The organism is Hydrogenophaga defluvii, from assembly GCF_042665235.1.
GTDB lineage: Bacteria > Pseudomonadota > Gammaproteobacteria > Burkholderiales > Burkholderiaceae_C > Hydrogenophaga > Hydrogenophaga defluvii_A.
This window is the reverse complement of sequence record NZ_JBHTBZ010000053.1, coordinates 1-17365: the sequence shown is the minus strand read 5'-3', so window position 1 is coordinate 17365 and position 17365 is coordinate 1. Positions and strand designations below refer to the sequence as shown.

The 17365-nt window shown below is 66.5% G+C and carries 15 protein-coding genes; 9 read left to right on the top strand and 6 right to left on the bottom strand.

Annotation, left to right across the window (positions count from 1 at the left end; genetic code table 11):
• Both ACFQU0_RS16825 and ACFQU0_RS16820 read right to left on the bottom strand, forming a co-directional pair.
• Positions 1–1405: Ig-like domain-containing protein (locus tag ACFQU0_RS16825; protein ID WP_382202810.1), on the bottom strand; the 1405-nt coding region annotated here is incomplete at its 3' end.
• A 140-nt stretch (positions 1406–1545) separates the two neighbouring features.
• Positions 1546–2535 (bottom strand): OmpA family protein, encoded by a 990-nt coding sequence (locus tag ACFQU0_RS16820; protein WP_382202808.1) that lies wholly within the window; start codon positions 2533–2535, stop codon positions 1546–1548.
• A 539-nt stretch (positions 2536–3074) separates the two neighbouring features.
• Here ACFQU0_RS16820 and ACFQU0_RS16815 point away from each other — a divergent pair.
• The 9 genes from ACFQU0_RS16815 to ACFQU0_RS16775 all read left to right on the top strand — a co-directional run bounded on the left by ACFQU0_RS16815 (position 3075) and on the right by ACFQU0_RS16775 (position 11342).
• On the top strand, positions 3075–3677 hold the full coding sequence (locus ACFQU0_RS16815; protein ID WP_382202806.1) for a LysE family translocator: 603 nt from the start codon (positions 3075–3077) through the stop codon (positions 3675–3677).
• Between the two features lie 326 nt (positions 3678–4003).
• Entirely contained in the window at positions 4004–4966 is a 963-nt protein-coding gene (locus ACFQU0_RS16810) for a DMT family transporter (RefSeq protein ID WP_382202804.1), read from the top strand.
• Positions 4963–6141, top strand: coding sequence for an aminotransferase-like domain-containing protein (locus ACFQU0_RS16805; RefSeq protein WP_382202803.1), 1179 nt, complete (start codon positions 4963–4965; stop codon positions 6139–6141). The genes ACFQU0_RS16810 and ACFQU0_RS16805 overlap by 4 nt, the downstream gene beginning before the upstream one ends.
• Complete coding sequence (locus ACFQU0_RS16800; RefSeq protein ID WP_382202801.1) at positions 6138–7445, top strand: MFS transporter; 1308 nt, start codon at positions 6138–6140, stop codon at positions 7443–7445. The genes ACFQU0_RS16805 and ACFQU0_RS16800 overlap by 4 nt, the downstream gene beginning before the upstream one ends.
• A complete protein-coding gene (locus tag ACFQU0_RS16795) occupies positions 7442–8071 on the top strand; it encodes a glutathione S-transferase family protein (RefSeq protein ID WP_382202799.1) in 630 nt (209 codons plus the stop codon). Before ACFQU0_RS16800 ends, ACFQU0_RS16795 begins: the two co-directional genes overlap by 4 nt.
• Entirely contained in the window at positions 8068–8934 is an 867-nt protein-coding gene (locus tag ACFQU0_RS16790) for a PhzF family phenazine biosynthesis protein (protein WP_382202797.1), read from the top strand. Before ACFQU0_RS16795 ends, ACFQU0_RS16790 begins: the two co-directional genes overlap by 4 nt.
• Positions 8931–9626 (top strand): VOC family protein, encoded by a 696-nt coding sequence (locus ACFQU0_RS16785; protein ID WP_382202796.1) that lies wholly within the window; start codon positions 8931–8933, stop codon positions 9624–9626. Before ACFQU0_RS16790 ends, ACFQU0_RS16785 begins: the two co-directional genes overlap by 4 nt.
• A gap of 4 nt (positions 9627–9630) precedes the next feature.
• Positions 9631–10608, top strand: coding sequence for a threonine dehydratase (locus ACFQU0_RS16780; protein WP_382202794.1), 978 nt, complete (start codon positions 9631–9633; stop codon positions 10606–10608).
• Positions 10609–10670: 62 nt separating this feature from the next.
• Positions 10671–11342: a histidine phosphatase family protein gene (locus ACFQU0_RS16775; RefSeq protein ID WP_382202792.1), complete on the top strand. Its 672-nt coding sequence runs from the start codon at positions 10671–10673 to the stop codon at positions 11340–11342.
• On the opposite strand, the gene ACFQU0_RS16770 is transcribed toward ACFQU0_RS16775, so the two are convergent.
• The 4 genes from ACFQU0_RS16770 to ACFQU0_RS16755 all read right to left on the bottom strand — a co-directional run bounded on the left by ACFQU0_RS16770 (position 11333) and on the right by ACFQU0_RS16755 (position 17241).
• Complete coding sequence (locus ACFQU0_RS16770) at positions 11333–12166, bottom strand: creatininase family protein (RefSeq protein ID WP_382202790.1); 834 nt, start codon at positions 12164–12166, stop codon at positions 11333–11335. The genes ACFQU0_RS16775 and ACFQU0_RS16770 overlap by 10 nt on opposite strands.
• A 64-nt stretch (positions 12167–12230) precedes the next feature.
• The gene (locus ACFQU0_RS16765; protein ID WP_382202788.1) at positions 12231–13436 is read right to left on the bottom strand and encodes an HlyD family type I secretion periplasmic adaptor subunit; all 1206 of its coding nucleotides are present in this window, start codon (positions 13434–13436) and stop codon (positions 12231–12233) included.
• The gene (locus ACFQU0_RS16760) at positions 13433–15787 is read right to left on the bottom strand and encodes a type I secretion system permease/ATPase (RefSeq protein ID WP_382202786.1); all 2355 of its coding nucleotides are present in this window, start codon (positions 15785–15787) and stop codon (positions 13433–13435) included. Before ACFQU0_RS16760 ends, ACFQU0_RS16765 begins: the two co-directional genes overlap by 4 nt.
• Complete coding sequence (locus ACFQU0_RS16755; protein ID WP_382202784.1) at positions 15784–17241, bottom strand: TolC family protein; 1458 nt, start codon at positions 17239–17241, stop codon at positions 15784–15786. The genes ACFQU0_RS16760 and ACFQU0_RS16755 overlap by 4 nt, the downstream gene beginning before the upstream one ends.
• Positions 17242–17365 lie beyond the last annotated feature (124 nt).

Genomic DNA, 17365 nt, shown 5'->3' with positions numbered 1-17365 from the left:
TGTAGGTCCACTCGCCACTGACCGGGTCGATGCTGGCCGTGCCGTGGGTCGGGTTGCCGCTCACGCTGTACACGCTGCCATCACTCAGACCGTCCGGGTCGGTGGCCGTCAGGGTGCCCGTGATCGGGGTGCCGTCTTCCACACCCGTGCCACTGGTGCCGCTGATCACTTTGGCAGGTGTGTCGATACTGCCAGGGTCGATGGCGTTGGCCGGGTTGCCCGCCGGGTCCGTCACCGAGGCTTCGGCCGTGTACGGGCCTTCGACCAGCGGGGTCGTGGGCGTGACGCTGTAGCTGCCGTCAGGCTGCACCGTGCCCGTCAGCGTCTGGGTGTTCCCTCCGTTGTCCGTCACCACCACCGTCACCGTGCTGCCTGGGGGCACGTCGGTCGTGCCCGTGATCGTGGGCGTCGTGTCTGGGGTGTTGTCCGGGGCGCTCACCGTCACCACCGGAGCCGACGGCTCCGGTGCAGGTGCAGGTGCAGGTGCAGGTGCAGGTGCAGGTGCAGGTGCAGGTGCTGGTGCTGGTGCTGGTGCCGGAGCCGGAGCAGGAGCCGGAGGTGGTGGCTCCACGGGAATTTCATCAACCTCGACGGGGGGCATGACCGCTTTGTCTTGGCCTGTGGGCGTGCTGCCGCCGTCGGTGGGCAGGATGACAGCTTCGACCACAATGACTTCTCCCTTACCGGGAGGAGGGAACGTCACGTCGACCCCCCCTGCGTCGATGTCGGGTTGGGTCAACACAACTTGCTCGCTGTGGCCATGGTTGTCGGTCACCACCAGGGTCTCACCGACTTTGACGTCGTCGGGCAAGGTGACGCGCACGTCAATTTGCCCATTCAGTTCGGCTTCGCTGATCTTGCCGTCGTTGTTGGCATCTTCGGTGATGACCACCACCGGTGGCTTTCGAGTGGACGCTGCGGCAACCACGCCTCCGCCGCCAACGCCGCCGAGCGCCAACAAGCCCAACAACGGCCACCACGCCACCGCGCTGGCATCGCTGTACCCCAGGCTGTGATACGAATAGTCGGCGTCGTCCATGTTCCACGACAGGAGGTCAGCCGTCCCCTCCTGGGGCACGTAGGTGTAGTAGTTGCCGTCTTCGGCCACTCCCACCAGGCGCGAGCCTTCGGCGTCGAAGTAGTCCTCGACAACGATATCGGCCGCCGCTTGCGCCTCTTCTTCTTTGCCCTCGACGTCGAGCACGATTTCGAGGTTTTTGCCTTTGCGGCGCACCAGCACCTGGTCAGGTGCGACACCCTTGACAACGTCTTTGAGTTCGTAGGTGACGTTGGCCTGCGCCTTGATGACCAACGGCTTGCCCGCCTTGCCCGCGCCCGGTTGAACAACCATCGTCTGGCGCTCGCCTTCGACGCTGTTGACCAGCAATTGAATTTCTTTGTTCATGATTCTTCCCTGATTGACTTATTTTTCTTTTGCCCGTGTGCCGTTGCACTCACAGGCCACTCGTCGCTACACATCGCTTTGCTCACAACTCCCGCACCCGGAAGGTGGCCGCAGCGCCAGACGGCGCTATCACACTCACATCACCGTGCCGGTGCAACAATGGAGGCAGACACAGGCGCCGACCCGATCAGATCGATCGACACCCGGCGGTCTGGCTGCAGACAGGCGACCAATGCCGGGGTGGCCTTTTCGCCGACGCATCCGGTGGCAATGGGCTCCTGCTCTCCCTTGCCAACAGCCTCCATGGGCATGGTCAGGCCTGCGCGACGAAGGAAGTCGCCCACCGTGGCGGCGCGCTGCTGTGACAGGCGGTTGTTGTAGGCGTCCGTGCCCAGACGATCGGTGTGGCCCGTCAGGCGCAGCCGCTCGACCGCCACGTCGTGGCGCTGGATGTCATCGACCAGTTTGACCAGCGCAGCACGGCCCTGGGGCAACATGTCGTCGGTGCCAGAGCGATCAAAACGGAACAGCGCATCGGCGCCCAGCTCAACCCGCTTGAGCAGCACCGGCACAGTGGGCACTGGCGCAGCGGGAACCACCTTAGGCACCACCACCGGAGCCACCGCAGACACCACTTTTGGGGTGCAATCGGGCACGTGACGGTTGATGATGTGAGACGCGGCTTGCAGTTTGCTCAGACGCTCGCGCGCCAGAGCCGCATCCAGCGGCTTGAGCTCGAACTGCCCTTGGGCGCCCTCCATCACTTGCAGATAGACGGCTTGTCCGGCCTGCACCGTCACAGGTTGGTACTGGGGCACACCCACCACGTCGGCACGGTCTGCGGAGCCTGCCATGAAGGCGCCAGCACACACGCGGGCCTGTGCGTATCGGCCGGCCAGCAACGATCCCACCACACGGTCGTTGGCCAGAACCAAAGGCACGCGGCCCTCGGTGCCTGACTCGCGGAAGAAAACCAGGATGGCCTCGTTGGCCTGGGTTGGCTGGAGCTCGGCAAAGGACCCTGCGGGGCCGTGCAGCTTCCCACCAGCACATCCGCCCAGGACCACCGCTGCGGTAGCCGCCAACACCCAACGCCCACCACGGGCGACCCACCGATTGATTTGTTTCATAAAACTCCCTGACTTGTAATTTTTTTAACCCCGGACTTTGCACTTACCCCACACCAAGCAGCGACGCCTGACCGCGAGACTTGGGCGAAATCCCCACACTCAACCACCCGTTTGGCCAAAAATGCCAAAACAACACAGGTTTAGAATTGACGTTTGAGATCGTACCTGAGACACGCTCACGCCCGGTCAGCGAAAACCCAAACAATTGTGAAGCTAGATCGGTACGGGATTGACAAAAATGATCTCGAAGCAGTGCCGAGATCGTCCAAGCGCTATCGCCAAAACCATACAAAAGCAGGTGAGAGCGCACCCGCCGGATACACCCGAGAACTTCGGGAGCGAGGGCGCACAAACCCTCGCGTGATATGCGTGACAGCATACGATCCCCCCTGTCAATTTTTAATTTTTGTTAAGAATAGGGTTTGCCCACCTATTTGTCAACAAAGTTGAAACGGAAAAGGACCTCGGCATCTGAGTCAACCCATGCTCCAACGCGCCACCGCCGACGGGCCCACCATCGGTCGCTTACAGTCCTGCGCATGACGTGGCAAGAATTCACCGCACTGCTGGCCCTGGCCACCGCCATGAGCTTCACGCCCGGCCCCAACACCACCTTGTCCACCGCGCTGGCGGCCAACCGTGGGCTGCGCGGCGCCCTGCCGTTTGTCTTGGCGGTCCCGGTGGGCTGGGGGGCGTTGTTGATCTTGAGCGCGGCGGGCCTGGGCACCCTGTTGTTGGCATGGCCCACCTTGCGTTTGGCCTTGCAATGGGCCGGCCTGGCCTACCTGTTGTGGTTGGCCTTCAAACTGAGCCAAAGCAGCAAACTGGGCTCGGCCCAGAGTGGGGCGCTGACCGTGGGGTTCTGGCAGGGCGCGGCATTGCAGTTTGTCAACGTCAAGGCTTGGATGCTGGCGCTGACCATCGTGGCCGGGTGGATCGCGGGGCGCGACGACGCGTTGGCCCGCATGGCCGTGGTGCTGCCCGTCATGCTGGCCTACGCGTTCGTGAGCAATTTCTTGTACGCCAGCGCCGGGGCGCTGTTGCGCGGCTGGCTCGCATCAGGCCGCCGGCTGCTGTGGTTCAACCGGGCCATGGCCTTGGTGTTGGTGAGCACAGTGGTGTGGATGGCAGCCAGCCACTGATCGCAGCCGCGCCCGCGGTGAAAAAAATTGATCGGGTACTGGTTGACGGCCCGGGTCAGTGGGTCGGCCAATCCAGCGACGCAATGCCCGCCCGTTGATATCCAGTGCATCATTGCGCGTTGCCCGCTCTCCACTCGAGATGGCCGGCCCTTCTCTGTATTACCAGGAAAACCAGCACAGCAATCTGGCGTGAACCCTTATTTGTACTGATACTGTAATGGGCAAGACGGTACATTGTTGCCCATGACTCGGCCCACATGCGCTGCCCCGCTGACACCCTCCACCCAGCCTTTCGGCCTGTGGCGTCACGCCACCAAGGCGCGCGCATGACACCCACCAATCACGACACCACCGGCACCCGCGCGCAGCGCCGCGGCATGTGGCTGGGTTTTGTGGGCGTGGCCATTTTTGCGCTCACCCAGCCGTTCACCCGCCTGGCCGTGGGCACCACCGACGCCCCACTGATGTCGGGCCTGTTCGTGGCCATGGGGCGGGCGGTGGCGGCGGCGGCGCTGTCGGCCGCCTGGCTGTTGTGGGCGCGTGCGCCGTGGCCCCACCGGCAGCACTGGCCGGCCCTGGCCATGACGGCGTTTGGCGTGGTGCTGGGCTTTCCGCTGCTCACCTCCATCGCCATGCGCCAGGTGCAGGCGGTGCACGCCAGCGTGATCGTGGGGGTGTTGCCCCTGGCCACGGCCACCGTGGGCGCGCTGCTGCACCGCCAGCGCCCTTCATTGGGCTTCTGGGCCTGCGCCGTGGCCGGCAGCGCGCTGGTGGTGGCCTTTGCCCTGCTGCACTCCGGCCAGGCAGGCCTGCACCTGCACCCGGCGGACCAGCTGCTCTTGGGCGCCATGGCCTGTGCGGCGGTTGGCTACGGCTACGGCGCCCGTCTGTCGCAACACATACCGGCCGAACAGGTGATCTGCTGGGCCTTGCTGCTGGCCCTGCCGGTGACGCTGCCGCTGGCCTTGTGGTCCTGGCCTGCACAGCCCCTGCCGTCCAGTGCCTGGGGTGGTTTCGCCTACGTGGCGGTGTTTTCCATGTGGCTGGGCTTTTTTGCCTGGTACCGTGGCCTGGCCTTGGGCGGCACGGTGCGCGTGAGCCAGGTGCAACTGGCCCAACCTTTTTTGTCCATGCTGTTCGCCGTGCCACTGCTGGGAGAATCGCTGGACTTCACCACGGTCGCCTTCGGGCTGGCCGTCGTGGCCACCGTGTTCATCGGCAAACGCATGCCAGTCAACACACCTCACCCCATTTCCACCCCTGAACACACAAAGAGGAGCCCCACATGAGCTGGACCCTGGCGCAACGCGCCCACAAGATGAACCCTTCCGTGATCCGCGAGATCCTCAAGGTGACCGAGAAGCCGGGCATCATCAGTTTTGCGGGCGGTCTGCCCTCGCCCAGCACCTTCCCCATCGAAGCCATGGCCGAAGCCACTGCGCGCGTGTTTGCGCAAGACGGCCGCGCCGCGCTTCAGTACTCGTCCAGCGAAGGCTACGGCCCGCTGCGCGACTGGGTGGCGAACGATTTGAAAAAGCTGGGCATGGCCATCCATCCCGATCAGGTGCTGATCACCACCGGCTCGCAGCAGGGCCTGGACCTGATCGCCAAGGTGCTGATCGACACGGGCAGCCGCGTGCTGGTGGAAACGCCCACCTACCTGGGCGCCTTGCAGGCCTTCACGCCCATGGAGCCTGAATTTGTGAGCGTGAACAGCGACGCCGAAGGTGTGGACGTGGCCGACTTCAGCGCCAAGGCGCCGGCCGCACGCTTCATGTACGTGCTGCCCAACTTCCAGAACCCCACCGGCCGCACCATGAGTGCCGAGCGGCGCGTGGCGCTGGCCAAGGCGGCTGCGGCTGCCGGCGTGCCGCTGGTGGAAGACAACCCCTATGGCGACCTGTGGTTCGACACCCCGCCACCGCCCGCCCTGTCGTCGTACGAACCCGACAACAGCGTGTACCTCGGCTCCTTCTCCAAAATCCTCGCGCCCGGCCTGCGCCTGGGCTTCATCGTGGCGCCCAAGGCCGTGATGCCCAAACTGCTGCAAGCCAAACAGGCGGCCGACCTGCACACGCCCAGCTTCAACCAACGCATCGTGGCCGAGGTGTTGAAAGATGGTTTCATCGACCGCCATGTGCCCACCATCCGCGCGCTCTACAAGCGCCAGTGCCAAGCCATGCTGACCGCGTTGAGCGAGCACTGCACCGGCCTGCTGGAATGGAACGCACCCGATGGCGGCATGTTCCTCTGGGGCCGCCTGCCCGCCGGGGTGGACGCGGTGCAACTGCTGCCCCTGGCGGTGGAACACAACGTGGCCTTTGTGCCCGGCGCCGCTTTCTACGCCGACCACGCCGATGCCCGCAGCATCCGCCTGTCCTTCGTCACCGCGAGCGAAGAACAGATTCACACCGGCATTGCCGCGCTGGCCACCGCCATTCGCCAAATGCAACAACGGCCATGAGTCCGCCGGCTGCCACACGCCCCGACGCCCGTCCCACACGCCCATTGGCGCTGGCGGAAGTGCTGCTGGGTGTGTTGCTGCCGTTCTCGCTCGCACATTTCGTCTCCTACCTTTACCGCAACGTCAACACCGTGGTCTACCCCGACCTGGTGCGTGACATCGGTCTGGACGCCAGCGGCCTGGGCCTGCTGACCGGTGCCTACATGGGCGCATTTGCGCTGGCACAACTGCCCGTGGGCATGGCGCTGGACCGCTACGGCCCGCGCCGGGTGCAGCTGCCCATGTTGTGTGTGGCGGCGCTGGGCGGGCTGCTGTTCGCCCGCGCTCAGAGCTTCGAGGGCTTGCTGGTGGCGCGGGCGCTGATCGGCCTGGGCGTGTCGGCCTCGCTGATGGCCGCCATCAAAGCCAGCTCGTTGTGGTTGCCGGCGCACCGGCTGCCGCTGTCCACCGCCGTGTTGCTGGCCGTGGGCGGACTGGGTGCCATGGCGTCCACCGCCCCCATGCAATGGGCCATCGACACCGTGGGCTGGCGCGCGGGCTTTGTGGGCATCGCGGCCGGCGCGCTGGCGGTGGCGGTGCTGATCGCGGTGCGCGTGCCCGAACACACAGCCAGCCCATCGGACACGCGGCTGAGCGACATGGTGCGCTCGGTGGGCCACATTTACTGCAACGGCGCGTTCTGGCGTGCCGCCGCGTGCACCTTGATGGCCAATGGCGCCTACATGGCCATCCAGGGTCTGTGGCTGGGCCCCTGGCTGCGTGACGTGGGTCACCTCTCGCGCGGCGACGCCGCACAGGTGTTGTTTTGGGGCGCGGCGGGCATGGTCGCCGGATCGCTGGCTTGGGGCGGGCTGACCGACCGCTTGCAGCGCCACCGCGTGCGGCCGGTCACCGTGTGTGGCCTGGGCATGTGGGCCTTTCTGATCTGCCAGGGCCTCATGCTGCTGCCGCAATCACCGGGCTCGGCCACGGTGCTGGCGGTGGCCTTGAGCGTGACGGGCACCGCCTGCGCCATGAACTACGCCATCGTCGCGCAAACCCTGCCACCCCAACTGACCGGCCGTGCCAGCACCAGCTTCAACCTGCTGATCTTTCTGGCGGCCTTTGGCCTGCAGTGGGGCCTGGGCGGCGTGATTGGGCAATGGACGCCCGCCAGCGACGGCAGCTACCCTCAAGCCGCCTACCGCGCGGCCTGGTGCCTGGCCTTGGTGCTGCAACTGCCGGGTGCGCTGCTGTGGCTGGGCCAGCGCCCCTGGCAGCGCGCGGCGCGGCACACCCCCGCCCATCACGAGACCCTCGCATGAACCACGCCCCCCTTCGCCTGTGGGGACGTTTGTCTTCCATCAACGTGCGCAAAGCCGTCTGGGCCTTGCAGGAAGCTGCCCTACCGTTTGAGCGCCTGGACGCCGGTTTGGCCCACGGCGTGGTGAACACGCCCGCCTACCAGGCCCTCAACCCCAACGCGCTGGTGCCCACGCTGCAAGACGGCGACTTCACGCTGTGGGAGTCCAACGCAATCGTGCGCTACGTGCTGGCACGTTACGCGCCCGGCCCGCTGTACCCCTGCGACCTGCGTCAGCGCTTCGATGCCGAGCGTTGGATGGACTGGCAACAGACCACGCTGAACCGCGCCGGTGGGGCCGCATTTGTGCAGTGGATACGCACCCCACCCGAACGGCGCGACATGGCGGCCATCGCCGCCTCGGTGGCCGCCACCGAGCCCCTGCTGGCCCAGCTCGACACCCACCTCGCACATCACGCCCATATGGCCGGCGAGTCCTTCACGATGGCCGACATCCCGATCGCCTGCGAAATCCACCGCTGGTGGGGCCTGCCGCAGCCCCGCCCACCCTATCCCCACATCGAGGCCTGGTACGCGCGCATGTGCGAGCGCCCGGCCGCCACCGTCTTGCATCTGGAGTTGTCATGACAACACGCCCGTTCCAACAAGTTGACGTCTTCACCGCCACCCCCTACCTGGGCAACCCGCTGGCCGTGGTGCTGGACGGCAGCGGCTTGAGCACCGAGGCCATGCAGGCCTTCACCAACTGGACCAACCTGTCGGAATGCACCTTTGTGCTGCCGCCCACACAGCCGGGCGCCGACTACAAAGTGCGCATCTTCTGCCCCGGCCGCGAGCTGCCCTTTGCCGGCCACCCCACCCTGGGCACCTGCCACGCCTGGCTGTTGGCGGGCGGACAGCCCCAGGGCAAACACATCGTGCAGGAATGTGGCGTGGGCCTGGTGAAGATCCGCCGCGACGGGCAACGCCTGGCCTTTGCCGCGCCGCCCTTGCTCAAGAGCGGCCCGCTGCCTGAAGCCGACGTGGCGCTGATCGCACGTGGCCTGGGCTTGGCGCGCGAGGCCATCGTGGCGCACGCCTGGTGCGACAACGGCCCCAACTGGCGCGGTGTGATGTTGCGTTCGGCTGAGCAGGTGCTTTCCCTCAAGCCCGATGGTGCCGTGCTGGCCGGTCTGGACGTGGGGGTGGTGGGCCCGCGTGGCAAGGTGGGCGTGACCGCGCCCCAAGCCCCGGGCGCTGACACCGATTTCGAAGTGCGCGCATTTTTCCCCGGCAACAACGGCATGGCCGAAGACCCGGTCACCGGCAGCCTGAACGCCGCACTCGCGCAGTGGCTCATGGGCGCAGGACTGGCCCCGGCACGCTACGTGGCCGCGCAGGGCACGGCGCTGGGCCGTGCGGGGCGGGTACACATCGAGCGCGACGACGAGGGCAGCATCTGGGTGGGCGGCGAGAGCGTGAGCTGCGTCAGCGGGCAGGTAACGCTGTGAGCCCACCCGCCGCCGCACTCGACCACCTGGTGGTGGCCGCCGCCACACTGGCCGACGGGGTGGCCTGGTGCGAACAGACGCTGGGCGTCACCCCTGGGCCGGGTGGCGCGCACCCGCTGTTCGGCACCCACAACCGGCTGCTGCGGCTGGACGGCCCGGAACAAGACCCGCCCGCTTATCTGGAGATCATCGCCATCGACCCGGCCGCCACGCCCACCCGCGCGGCACCGCTCAAACGCTGGTTCGACCTGGATGACACGGCCCTGCAACACAACCTGTTGGCCAACGGCCCGCAGCTCATCCACTGGGTGGCGCGCGTGCCCGACCTGAGCGCTGCGCTGGCGGCTTGGTCCGAATTCGGCCTGGAGCGTGGCCCCGCCATCGCCGCGTCGCGCCCCACCCCCACCGGCTTGTTGCAATGGCGCCTGAGCGTGCGCGACGACGGCCAACGCCTGCTCGATGGTTGCCTGCCCACGCTCATCGAATGGGGTGAGCAGCACCCGGCGCGCACCATGCCACCCAGCGGCCTGCGGCTGAACGCGCTGTGTCTGCGCCACCCGCAAGCGGAAGTGCTCCAGCGTGCGTTGACCACCATCGGCCTGAACACCGCCAGGGTGCAGGCCGGCGCCGCCAGTCTGCGTGCCGACATACACACCCCCCGTGGCGAAGCCACCTTGCATTCACACCCCTGACCCCATGTTGCCCACCCTGCCAGACATCGAAGCGGCCGCCGAGGTGGTGTACCGCGCCTTCGCGCCCACGCCCCAGTACCGCTGGGCGACCTTGAGCCAGCGCCTGGGCACGGTCTGCTGGGTCAAGCACGAAAACCACACCCCCGTGGGTGCCTTCAAGATCCGCGGCGGCCTCACCTACTTCGACGCACTGAAACGCCAGGGCCAGATGCCCCGCGCCGTCATCAGCGCCACGCGGGGCAACCACGGCCAGAGCGTGGCCTGGGCCGCACGCGCCCACGGCGTGCCCTGCACCATCGTCGTGCCCCACGGCAACTCCACTGAAAAGAACGCCGCCATGCGCAGCTTGGGTGCCACGCTGATCGAACACGGCGACGACTTCCAGGCCAGCCGCGAACACGCCATCGCAATGGCAGCGGAAACCGGCGCGCTCATGGTGCCCAGCTTCCACGCCAACCTGCTCAGTGGCGTGGCCACCTACTGGTGGGAGCTGCTGCGCGCCGTGCCCACGCTGGACGTCGTTTATGTGCCCATTGGCCTGGGCTCGGGCGTGTGTTCGGCCATCGCCGCCAAGCTGGCGCTGGGCCACCGGGCACGGGTGGTGGGGGTGGTCAGCAGCGGCGCCACCACCTACGCCGACTCGCTCTCGGCCGGCCACGTGGTGCCGGCCGCCGTGAGCACCCAACTGGCCGACGGCATGGCGGTGCGCGTGGCCGATGTCAACGCACTGGCCATCCTGCAACAGCACCTGGACCACGTGGTGGTGGTCAGCGATGCTGAGGTGGCACAGGCCATGCGTGCCCTGTTCGTGGACACCCACAACGTGGCCGAAGGTGCGGGCGCGGCAGCGTTTGCTGCCGCGTGGCAGGAGCGTGAGCGATTGCGTGGCCAGCAGGTGGGTGTGACGCTGTGTGGTGGCAACGTGGATGCCGACGTGTTCGCCCGAGTGCTGACCAGCACGGCCACCCAAACGACCACCTGAACAGCCGCCTGAGCGACAGCGGCCACTGGAGGCCGCACTGGGCTTTGGCCACAATCGGCGCCATGGGACAGCTCTACCTTGTGCGCCACGGCCAGGCCTCGTTTGGTGCCGACGACTACGACCAGCTCAGCGAACTCGGCCAGCGCCAGAGCCGGCGCCTGGGCGAGTACTTTCGCGCCAAGGGCTTGGTGTTCGACGCCGTGCTCATGGGCAGCCTCAAGCGCCACACACAAACCTGGCAAGGCATCCGCGACGGCCTGGGGGGTACACCGGCGCCGCTGGTCTGGCCCGGCCTCAACGAATACGACAGCGAAGCGGTGATCCAAGCCGTCCACCCCACACCGCTGGCCAAACCCGACACCCCCGAAAAATACCGCCAGCACTTTCGTTTGCTGCGCGACGGCCTGGCGCAATGGATGGCGGGCACCGTCACGCCCCGAGGCATGCCCAGCTACGTGGACTTTGTGGCCGGCATCACCAGCGCCCTGGACCATGTGAAACGCGAGCATGTGGGCCACAAGGTGCTGCTGGTGTCCAGCGGCGGCCCCATCAGCACGGCAGTGGGCCACATCCTGGGCACCCCGGCAGAAACCACCATCGAACTCAACATGCGCATACGCAACAGCGCCGTGACCGAGTTCGCCTTCAACCCGAAACGCCACACGCTGCTGACCTACAACACGCTACCGCACCTGGACAGCTCAGAACATGCGAGTTGGGTGACCTACGCCTGATCAGGTCCATCGCGCAAGGTGGACAGCGGCAGGCGCGACACCTCTTGCAGCATCAGCGCAAGTTGCTGGGCCGCAGCTTCGACCAGCGCCTGGCCTTTGTCGGCGGTGGCGGCGCGTGCGTTGCCGGCCGCCCCTTGCGGGTGGTAGTCCTGCATCTGCCAGCCCAGCTTCGCGCTGCGACCGTTGCCGAGGATGGGGCAATCGGGCGCGCGGGTCTGTGAGGCCGACACGAAGTGCTGGGCCTGCGCCATGTCCACCGTCTGCGGCGCCAGCGCCAGCATCATCGAGGTTTCCATGTCACCCGCATGCACGCCAAAGCGGTGTTCTTCCTGCGGAAACAAACCGTTCACCGCCTCGCCCAATGGCAGGTTGTACCAGCTGCTGCTGTAGACGATGAGGTTGTGCTCGGCGCGCAGTTCGCGGGCCACGATGTCCATGGCGCCCACGTGCCCGCCGTGTGCGTTGAACAGCACCAGCTTGCGGATGCCCGCGCGTGCCACACCAGCGCCGATCTCGCGCCACAAGGCGATCAGCGTCTGCGACGACAAGGTGAGCGTGCCGGGAAACCGCGCATGCTCCGGGCTCAAGCCCACGGCTTGGGTGGGCAGCACCAGCACCGGCAGTTCGGGCGGCAACAAGGGCAGCGCGGCTCGCACCACACCGTCCACCAACACCGTGTCCACGCCCGTGGGCAGGTGCGGGCCGTGTTGTTCCGTGGCACCGAGTGGCAACACGGCCACCACCGCACCCACATCGGGCGCGGCGGCCAGGCGAGCGAAGTCGCGGGTGCCGAGTTCAGACCAGTAGCGTGAGGGCAGTTGCATGGTGAAAAACAAAAAGGCCGAAGCGCCATGCGCTCCGGTCTCCAGTGTATGCCCGTGACCAGGTTCAGCGTTCGCGCAGCGCCTCTTTGGCGCGGTTCAGCGGCTTGACCAGGTACTCCCACACAGTCTTGCTGCCGGTGTGAATGTCGGCCGTTGCGACCATGCCCGGCGCAATCGGAAACCGCCGGCCTTCGGCGTTCTTGAGGTGGTCCTGCGTTGTGCGAACGTAGACGCGGTAATAGAACTGATCGCGCTTGACCTCGTCTTGGATGGTGTCGGGCGAGATGTTGACCACCCGGCCCTCCAGGCCGCCGTAGATGGCGTAGTCGTAGGCCGTGACCTTGACCACCGCCCGCTGGCCGGGATAGATAAAGGCCACATCACGTGGTGAGATGCGCGCCTCCACCAGCAACTGGTCGTCCACCGGCACAATTTCCATCAGCTTGCCGTTGGGTGGTATCACGCCCCCCACCGTTGTCACCTCCACGTTTTTCACAATGCCCTTGACCGGCGAGAGCACCACGGTGCGGCTCAGGGCATCGGTCCGCCCGCGGGTGACGGAGGTTTGTGTCTCCACCTCCGCGTTGGCCCGTGCCAGTTCCTCACGGGCCTTGACAAGGTATTGGCTCTTGGTGTCGTTGATTTTGGTGCGCAGGTCACTGAACTGACGGCGCAAACGCAGCACCTCCACGCCGCTGGCCGCGCCCTGGGCCACCAGCGACTCGGTGAGCTTGAGTTCGCGCTGGATCAGCTCCAGCGTTTCCTCCAAACCCTTGACCGACTCGCGCAAGCTGTTCTGGCGGGATTGGTACAAGGCCGTTTCGGCGCGCACCAGCGCGGTGTCCTTGGCCACCGACAGCGGAAACACCAGCGGTGTGCCGCCCACCTCGGCCTGCAAACGCGCCGCCGTGGCCAGAGCGGCCTGCAATTTGGCAGCGCTTTCGCCCACGTTGCTTTCAATGCGGGTTTTGTCCAGCCGCGCCAACACCTGACCGGTGCGCACCTCGTCGCCCTCGCGCACCCGGATTTCGTCCAGAATGCCGCCCTCCAGCGACTGCACCACCTGCTCTCGGCTGGAGGGGACCACCTTGCCGCTGCCCACGGTGACCTCGTCCAGCCGCCCAAAATAGGCCCAGGTGCCCAGCGCAAGCACCATCAACAAGGTCAACCAGACCACCACCGAGGTGCGTGGAAACACGCTTTCGCCAGGCGACAACAGATGGGCCAGGCGGCGGCGGCCTTGCTTGGGCAATTTCAGCTTGGTTTTCATACCTCACCCCCTTTCTGGTTGGTCGCCGCAAGCGGCGCGAGGCCAGCGTTCAACCTGCCCATGACCGGCTTGACGGCCACCCTCCCGGCCGGCCGCGCCACCACCTGCCCAGAGGCACTGCCCATGGCCGGGGCTCGCACCACCGGCGCCGTCGATGGCGGTGGCGCATCGCTGCGGGCACCCATGATCTGATCGCGCGGGCCGTCGGCCAGCACACGCCCGCCGTCCAGCACGATGATGCGGTCCACCCATTGCAGCACCGCCGGTCGGTGGGTCGCCACCACCAGGGTGCGGTGTCGCAGCCAGGGGGAAAGCTGTTGAATCAGCTGCCGCTCGGCGGTGTCGTCCAGCCAGGCCGTGGGTTCGTCCATCAGCAGCACCCGGGGTTCTCGGATCAGGGTGCGTGCGAGCAACAGCGTTTGTCGCTGCCCACCAGAAAGGCCTTTGCCACCTTCCATGATGGGGTGGTCCAGGCCACGCTGCAGGCTTTGCACCAGCGCGGCCGCACCACTGAGCTTCAAGGCCCGGATCAACTCTTCTTCGCTGGCGTGTGGCATGCCCAGCGTGATGTTGTCGCGCACCGTGCCAAAAAACAGGCTGGCGTTCTGGTTCAACAAGGCCACATCGCGGCGCACGTCGGACGGGTCGAGCAAGGTCATCTTGAAGTCGTCCAACAAGACGTGCCCCTGCTGCGGCGTCTGCATGCCCGCCAGCAGCTGCAGCAAGGTGGACTTGCCCGCGCCGTTGCGGCCCAAGATGGCCACCTTCTCGCCCTGGCGAATGCGCAGCTTGTCGATGTTGAGCACCGGGTCGGGGTCCTCCTTGCTGTAGCGGAACACGGCGCTGCTGAGTTCGTAGTTGCCGTGCAGCATCGAGCGGCTGACCTGCTGGCTGCGCGGGGGCTGGTCCACCGGCCGCTGCATCAGCGTGTTCAGCCCGTCCAGCGCCACCTTGGCCTGCTGCCAGCGGGTCATCACCAGCGCCAGTTGCGACAGGGGCGCGATCATGCGCGAGGACATGATGGAGCAGGCAATCAGCACACCCGTGGTGAGATCGCCGGCAATCACCTGATACGCCCCCACCAGCACCACACCGGCGTACACCAGCGTCTGCACCTCCTGGGTCCAGCTCACGAGCAGGCCGGTGAGAAAACGCTGGCGGGTGCCAATGGTGGCGGCCACATCGTTGGCGTGGTTCCATTGGCCCTGGAAACGCGGCTCGGCCCGCAGCAGCTTGATGTCGTCCAAGCCTTGCACCGCCTCCACCAACATGGCACTGCGCAACGAGGTTTCGCGCATGCCTTCGGTGGCCATGAGCGCCAGGGGGCGCTGCGCCAGCAGCCCCGGGATCACCAGCAGCGGCACCGCAGCCAAGGGCACCCACACCAGCGAACCGCCCATGGCCCACATCACAAATGCGAACAGCAGGAAAAACGGCATGTCCATCGCGGCGGTGACCGTGGTGGAGGTGATCAGCTCGCGCACCTGTTCGAGTTCGCGGATCTGCGAAATGAAACTGCCAGTGGATTGGGGCCGGGCGTCGTTGCGCAGGCGCAGCGCATGACCGAACACGCGGTCGGAAATGCGCAGGTCAGCGCGTTTGCCGAGCAAATCGGTGATGTGGGTGCGCGCCACCCGCATCATGAACGCCACGGTGAGGGCGATGAACAAGCCCCCGAACAACACCCACAGCGTGTGCTCGGACTGCGCGGGGATGACGCGGTCGTAGACCTGCATGCTGAACAGCATGGAGCCCAGCGCCAGCAGGTTGGCCACCAGCGACGCCACCATCACGTCGATGTACCGCGGCCAGTCGCGCAAGGCCATGCGCCAGAACCAGTTGGCCTGGTAGGGTTTGATGTAGTCGTCCACCCGCGCGTCGGCCACCGAAGCCAGCGGCTTGACGAACAACACACGCTTGATCCGGGGTGTGAGCTCGTCGATGCTCAAGGTGGTGACCAGCCCCTGGTCGCCACTGAGGCGCGCGCTGACCTGACCGCCTTCACCCAGACGCTCGATCACCGCCACCTGCCCGCCTTCCAGGTCCACCACCAGCGGCAGTCGCCACGGGTCGAGCAGGTTGGGTGTGAACCGTGCAAAGGCCACGGCCAACCCCAGCTGCCGCCCCATGTGGTCCACCAGCCCGTCCAGCGGCACGTCTTTGGCCAGCCACTCCATCTCCACCCGAACACGCTCGGGCGAACTCTCCACGCTGTAGTGGCGGGCCACCGCCAGCAAGGCATCGAGCCAGGCCGACGCTTCCAAGCCCCCCGGGTGGGGCTGAGGCGCCACCTTGCCCGGCTCGGCGGCTTGCGCGTTGGTTGTACCTGTGGTTGTTGTCGTTGTTGTCATGGCAGCACCTCCAAACCGTGAACCTGTGTCCCCTCAAGGCCGTAGACCGCTCGGGCCTGGCCACTGGCGTCGATGAAGTTGATTTGGGCCGCCCACGCGTCGTGGCGGTTCTGCACCACATCAAAGGCCGCCTGCGCGATTTCCTGTTCGGCGTTGAGCAGGTCCAGCGCGCTGCGGGTGCCCAGTGCCAGGTACTGTTCGCGGTACAGCGCGCGGGTGTCGGTGATGCTGCGCTGGCGCACGCTCAAGGGGCCCTGCAGGGCCACCAAACCTTGCAACTGCTCCTTGAGGTTGGCCATGCGGTCTTCCACCTCGGTGCGCGCCACCAGCACACGCGACTGCGCCGCCTGCACGCCCAGGCGCGCAGCTTCCTCTTGTGCCTGCATCGCACCGCCCTGGTACACATTGCTGTTGAGCTTGAAATACACACCGTGGTCGGTGCTGCGCCCGTTGCTGGCGCCACTGCCCAGGCGGTTCAGCGAGGCCTCCAGCGTCAACGTGGGCATGCGGGCGGCGCGGGCACCGGCCAGACGGGCCTCCAGCGCCTGGCGATCGGCCTCGGCCACCAACACCGAGGGCCACAACAGGCGGTCGGCCTGCGGCTGCATGGCGGCCTCCAGCCGTTCTGTGGGCAGCGGCGCCACGCGTTCGGGCACGTCCATGCCCAGCAAGGTCTTGAGCCGCGAGCGCCACTGCCGCATCTGGGTTTGCAACTGGTGCGCATAAATCTGCGCGGCTTCCACCCGCGCCTGCGCCTGCACCGGATCGACCCGGGTGCTGGCACCCAAACGGGCTCGCAGCTCGGTCACACGCGCCACATCGCGCACCGCGTTCAACTGCGTCTGGGCGATGTTTTCCAGCGCCTGGTAGCGGCTGAACTCCACCACCGCCAGCGCGGTCTGCAGTGCCACGGTGTCGATCTGCTGCAACACGTCGGCTTGCGCGCGGCGCACACCGGCCTCGGCTTCGCTGACCTGGCTGCCCACCTTGCCAAAGTCGTACAACATTTGGGAGGCCGCCAGGGTGAAGCTGGTGCCACGCGCCGTGGCCGACTGGCGCCCGGTGTTGATACCACCGGAAATGACGGGCAGGTAGCCGGCCCGCATCTGCTCGACGACGCTGCCTTGTTGCCTGAGTTGGGCCACGGCGGCGGCCACCACCGGCTGCCAGCCCACCGCCACCTTGACCGCCTGCAGCAGGTCCAGCTCAGAACCCGCCAGGGCCGGACGCGGGTTGGACAGTGCGCTCGCGCCACCGGCCGCCCCCAGCCCCTGGGCCACCGCAGCCGCGCCCACCGGATCGGTGGCACGCACCGATGGCGGCGCCATGACGCCCATCACACCATGAGAAGGATTCCAGGCGGGTACGGGCTGAGCCGCGACACCTGAGACAAAGGCCCACTGCGCCACCCACGCGAGCGGAACCCACCCGAAACGGGGTTTGGATGACTTCATTTTTTTACTCCCTGCACGCCCTGATGAGCGTTTTGTTATTTCGGTGTTGATTTCCATCCAGAACTGACCCACCTTCACGGGTAATTTCCATCCAAATCTGACCCACGTAAGAACCCTAACCTGC

Bases quoted from the DNA above. Each gene is read 5' to 3' on its own strand.
- ACFQU0_RS16820 (WP_382202808.1), bottom strand. From the start codon at position 2,535: ATGAAACAAATCAATCGGTGGGTCGCCCGTGGTGGGCGTTGGGTGTTG.
- ACFQU0_RS16815 (WP_382202806.1), top strand. From the start codon at position 3,075: ATGACGTGGCAAGAATTCACCGCACTGCTGGCCCTGGCCACCGCCATG.
- ACFQU0_RS16810 (WP_382202804.1), top strand. From the start codon at position 4,004: ATGACACCCACCAATCACGACACCACCGGCACCCGCGCGCAGCGCCGC.
- ACFQU0_RS16805 (WP_382202803.1), top strand. From the start codon at position 4,963: ATGAGCTGGACCCTGGCGCAACGCGCCCACAAGATGAACCCTTCCGTG.
- ACFQU0_RS16800 (WP_382202801.1), top strand. From the start codon at position 6,138: ATGAGTCCGCCGGCTGCCACACGCCCCGACGCCCGTCCCACACGCCCA.
- ACFQU0_RS16795 (WP_382202799.1), top strand. From the start codon at position 7,442: ATGAACCACGCCCCCCTTCGCCTGTGGGGACGTTTGTCTTCCATCAAC.
- ACFQU0_RS16790 (WP_382202797.1), top strand. From the start codon at position 8,068: ATGACAACACGCCCGTTCCAACAAGTTGACGTCTTCACCGCCACCCCC.
- ACFQU0_RS16780 (WP_382202794.1), top strand. From the start codon at position 9,631: ATGTTGCCCACCCTGCCAGACATCGAAGCGGCCGCCGAGGTGGTGTAC.
- ACFQU0_RS16775 (WP_382202792.1), top strand. From the start codon at position 10,671: ATGGGACAGCTCTACCTTGTGCGCCACGGCCAGGCCTCGTTTGGTGCC.
- ACFQU0_RS16770 (WP_382202790.1), bottom strand. From the start codon at position 12,166: ATGCAACTGCCCTCACGCTACTGGTCTGAACTCGGCACCCGCGACTTC.
- ACFQU0_RS16765 (WP_382202788.1), bottom strand. From the start codon at position 13,436: ATGAAAACCAAGCTGAAATTGCCCAAGCAAGGCCGCCGCCGCCTGGCC.
- ACFQU0_RS16760 (WP_382202786.1), bottom strand. From the start codon at position 15,787: ATGACAACAACGACAACAACCACAGGTACAACCAACGCGCAAGCCGCC.
- ACFQU0_RS16755 (WP_382202784.1), bottom strand. From the start codon at position 17,241: ATGAAGTCATCCAAACCCCGTTTCGGGTGGGTTCCGCTCGCGTGGGTG.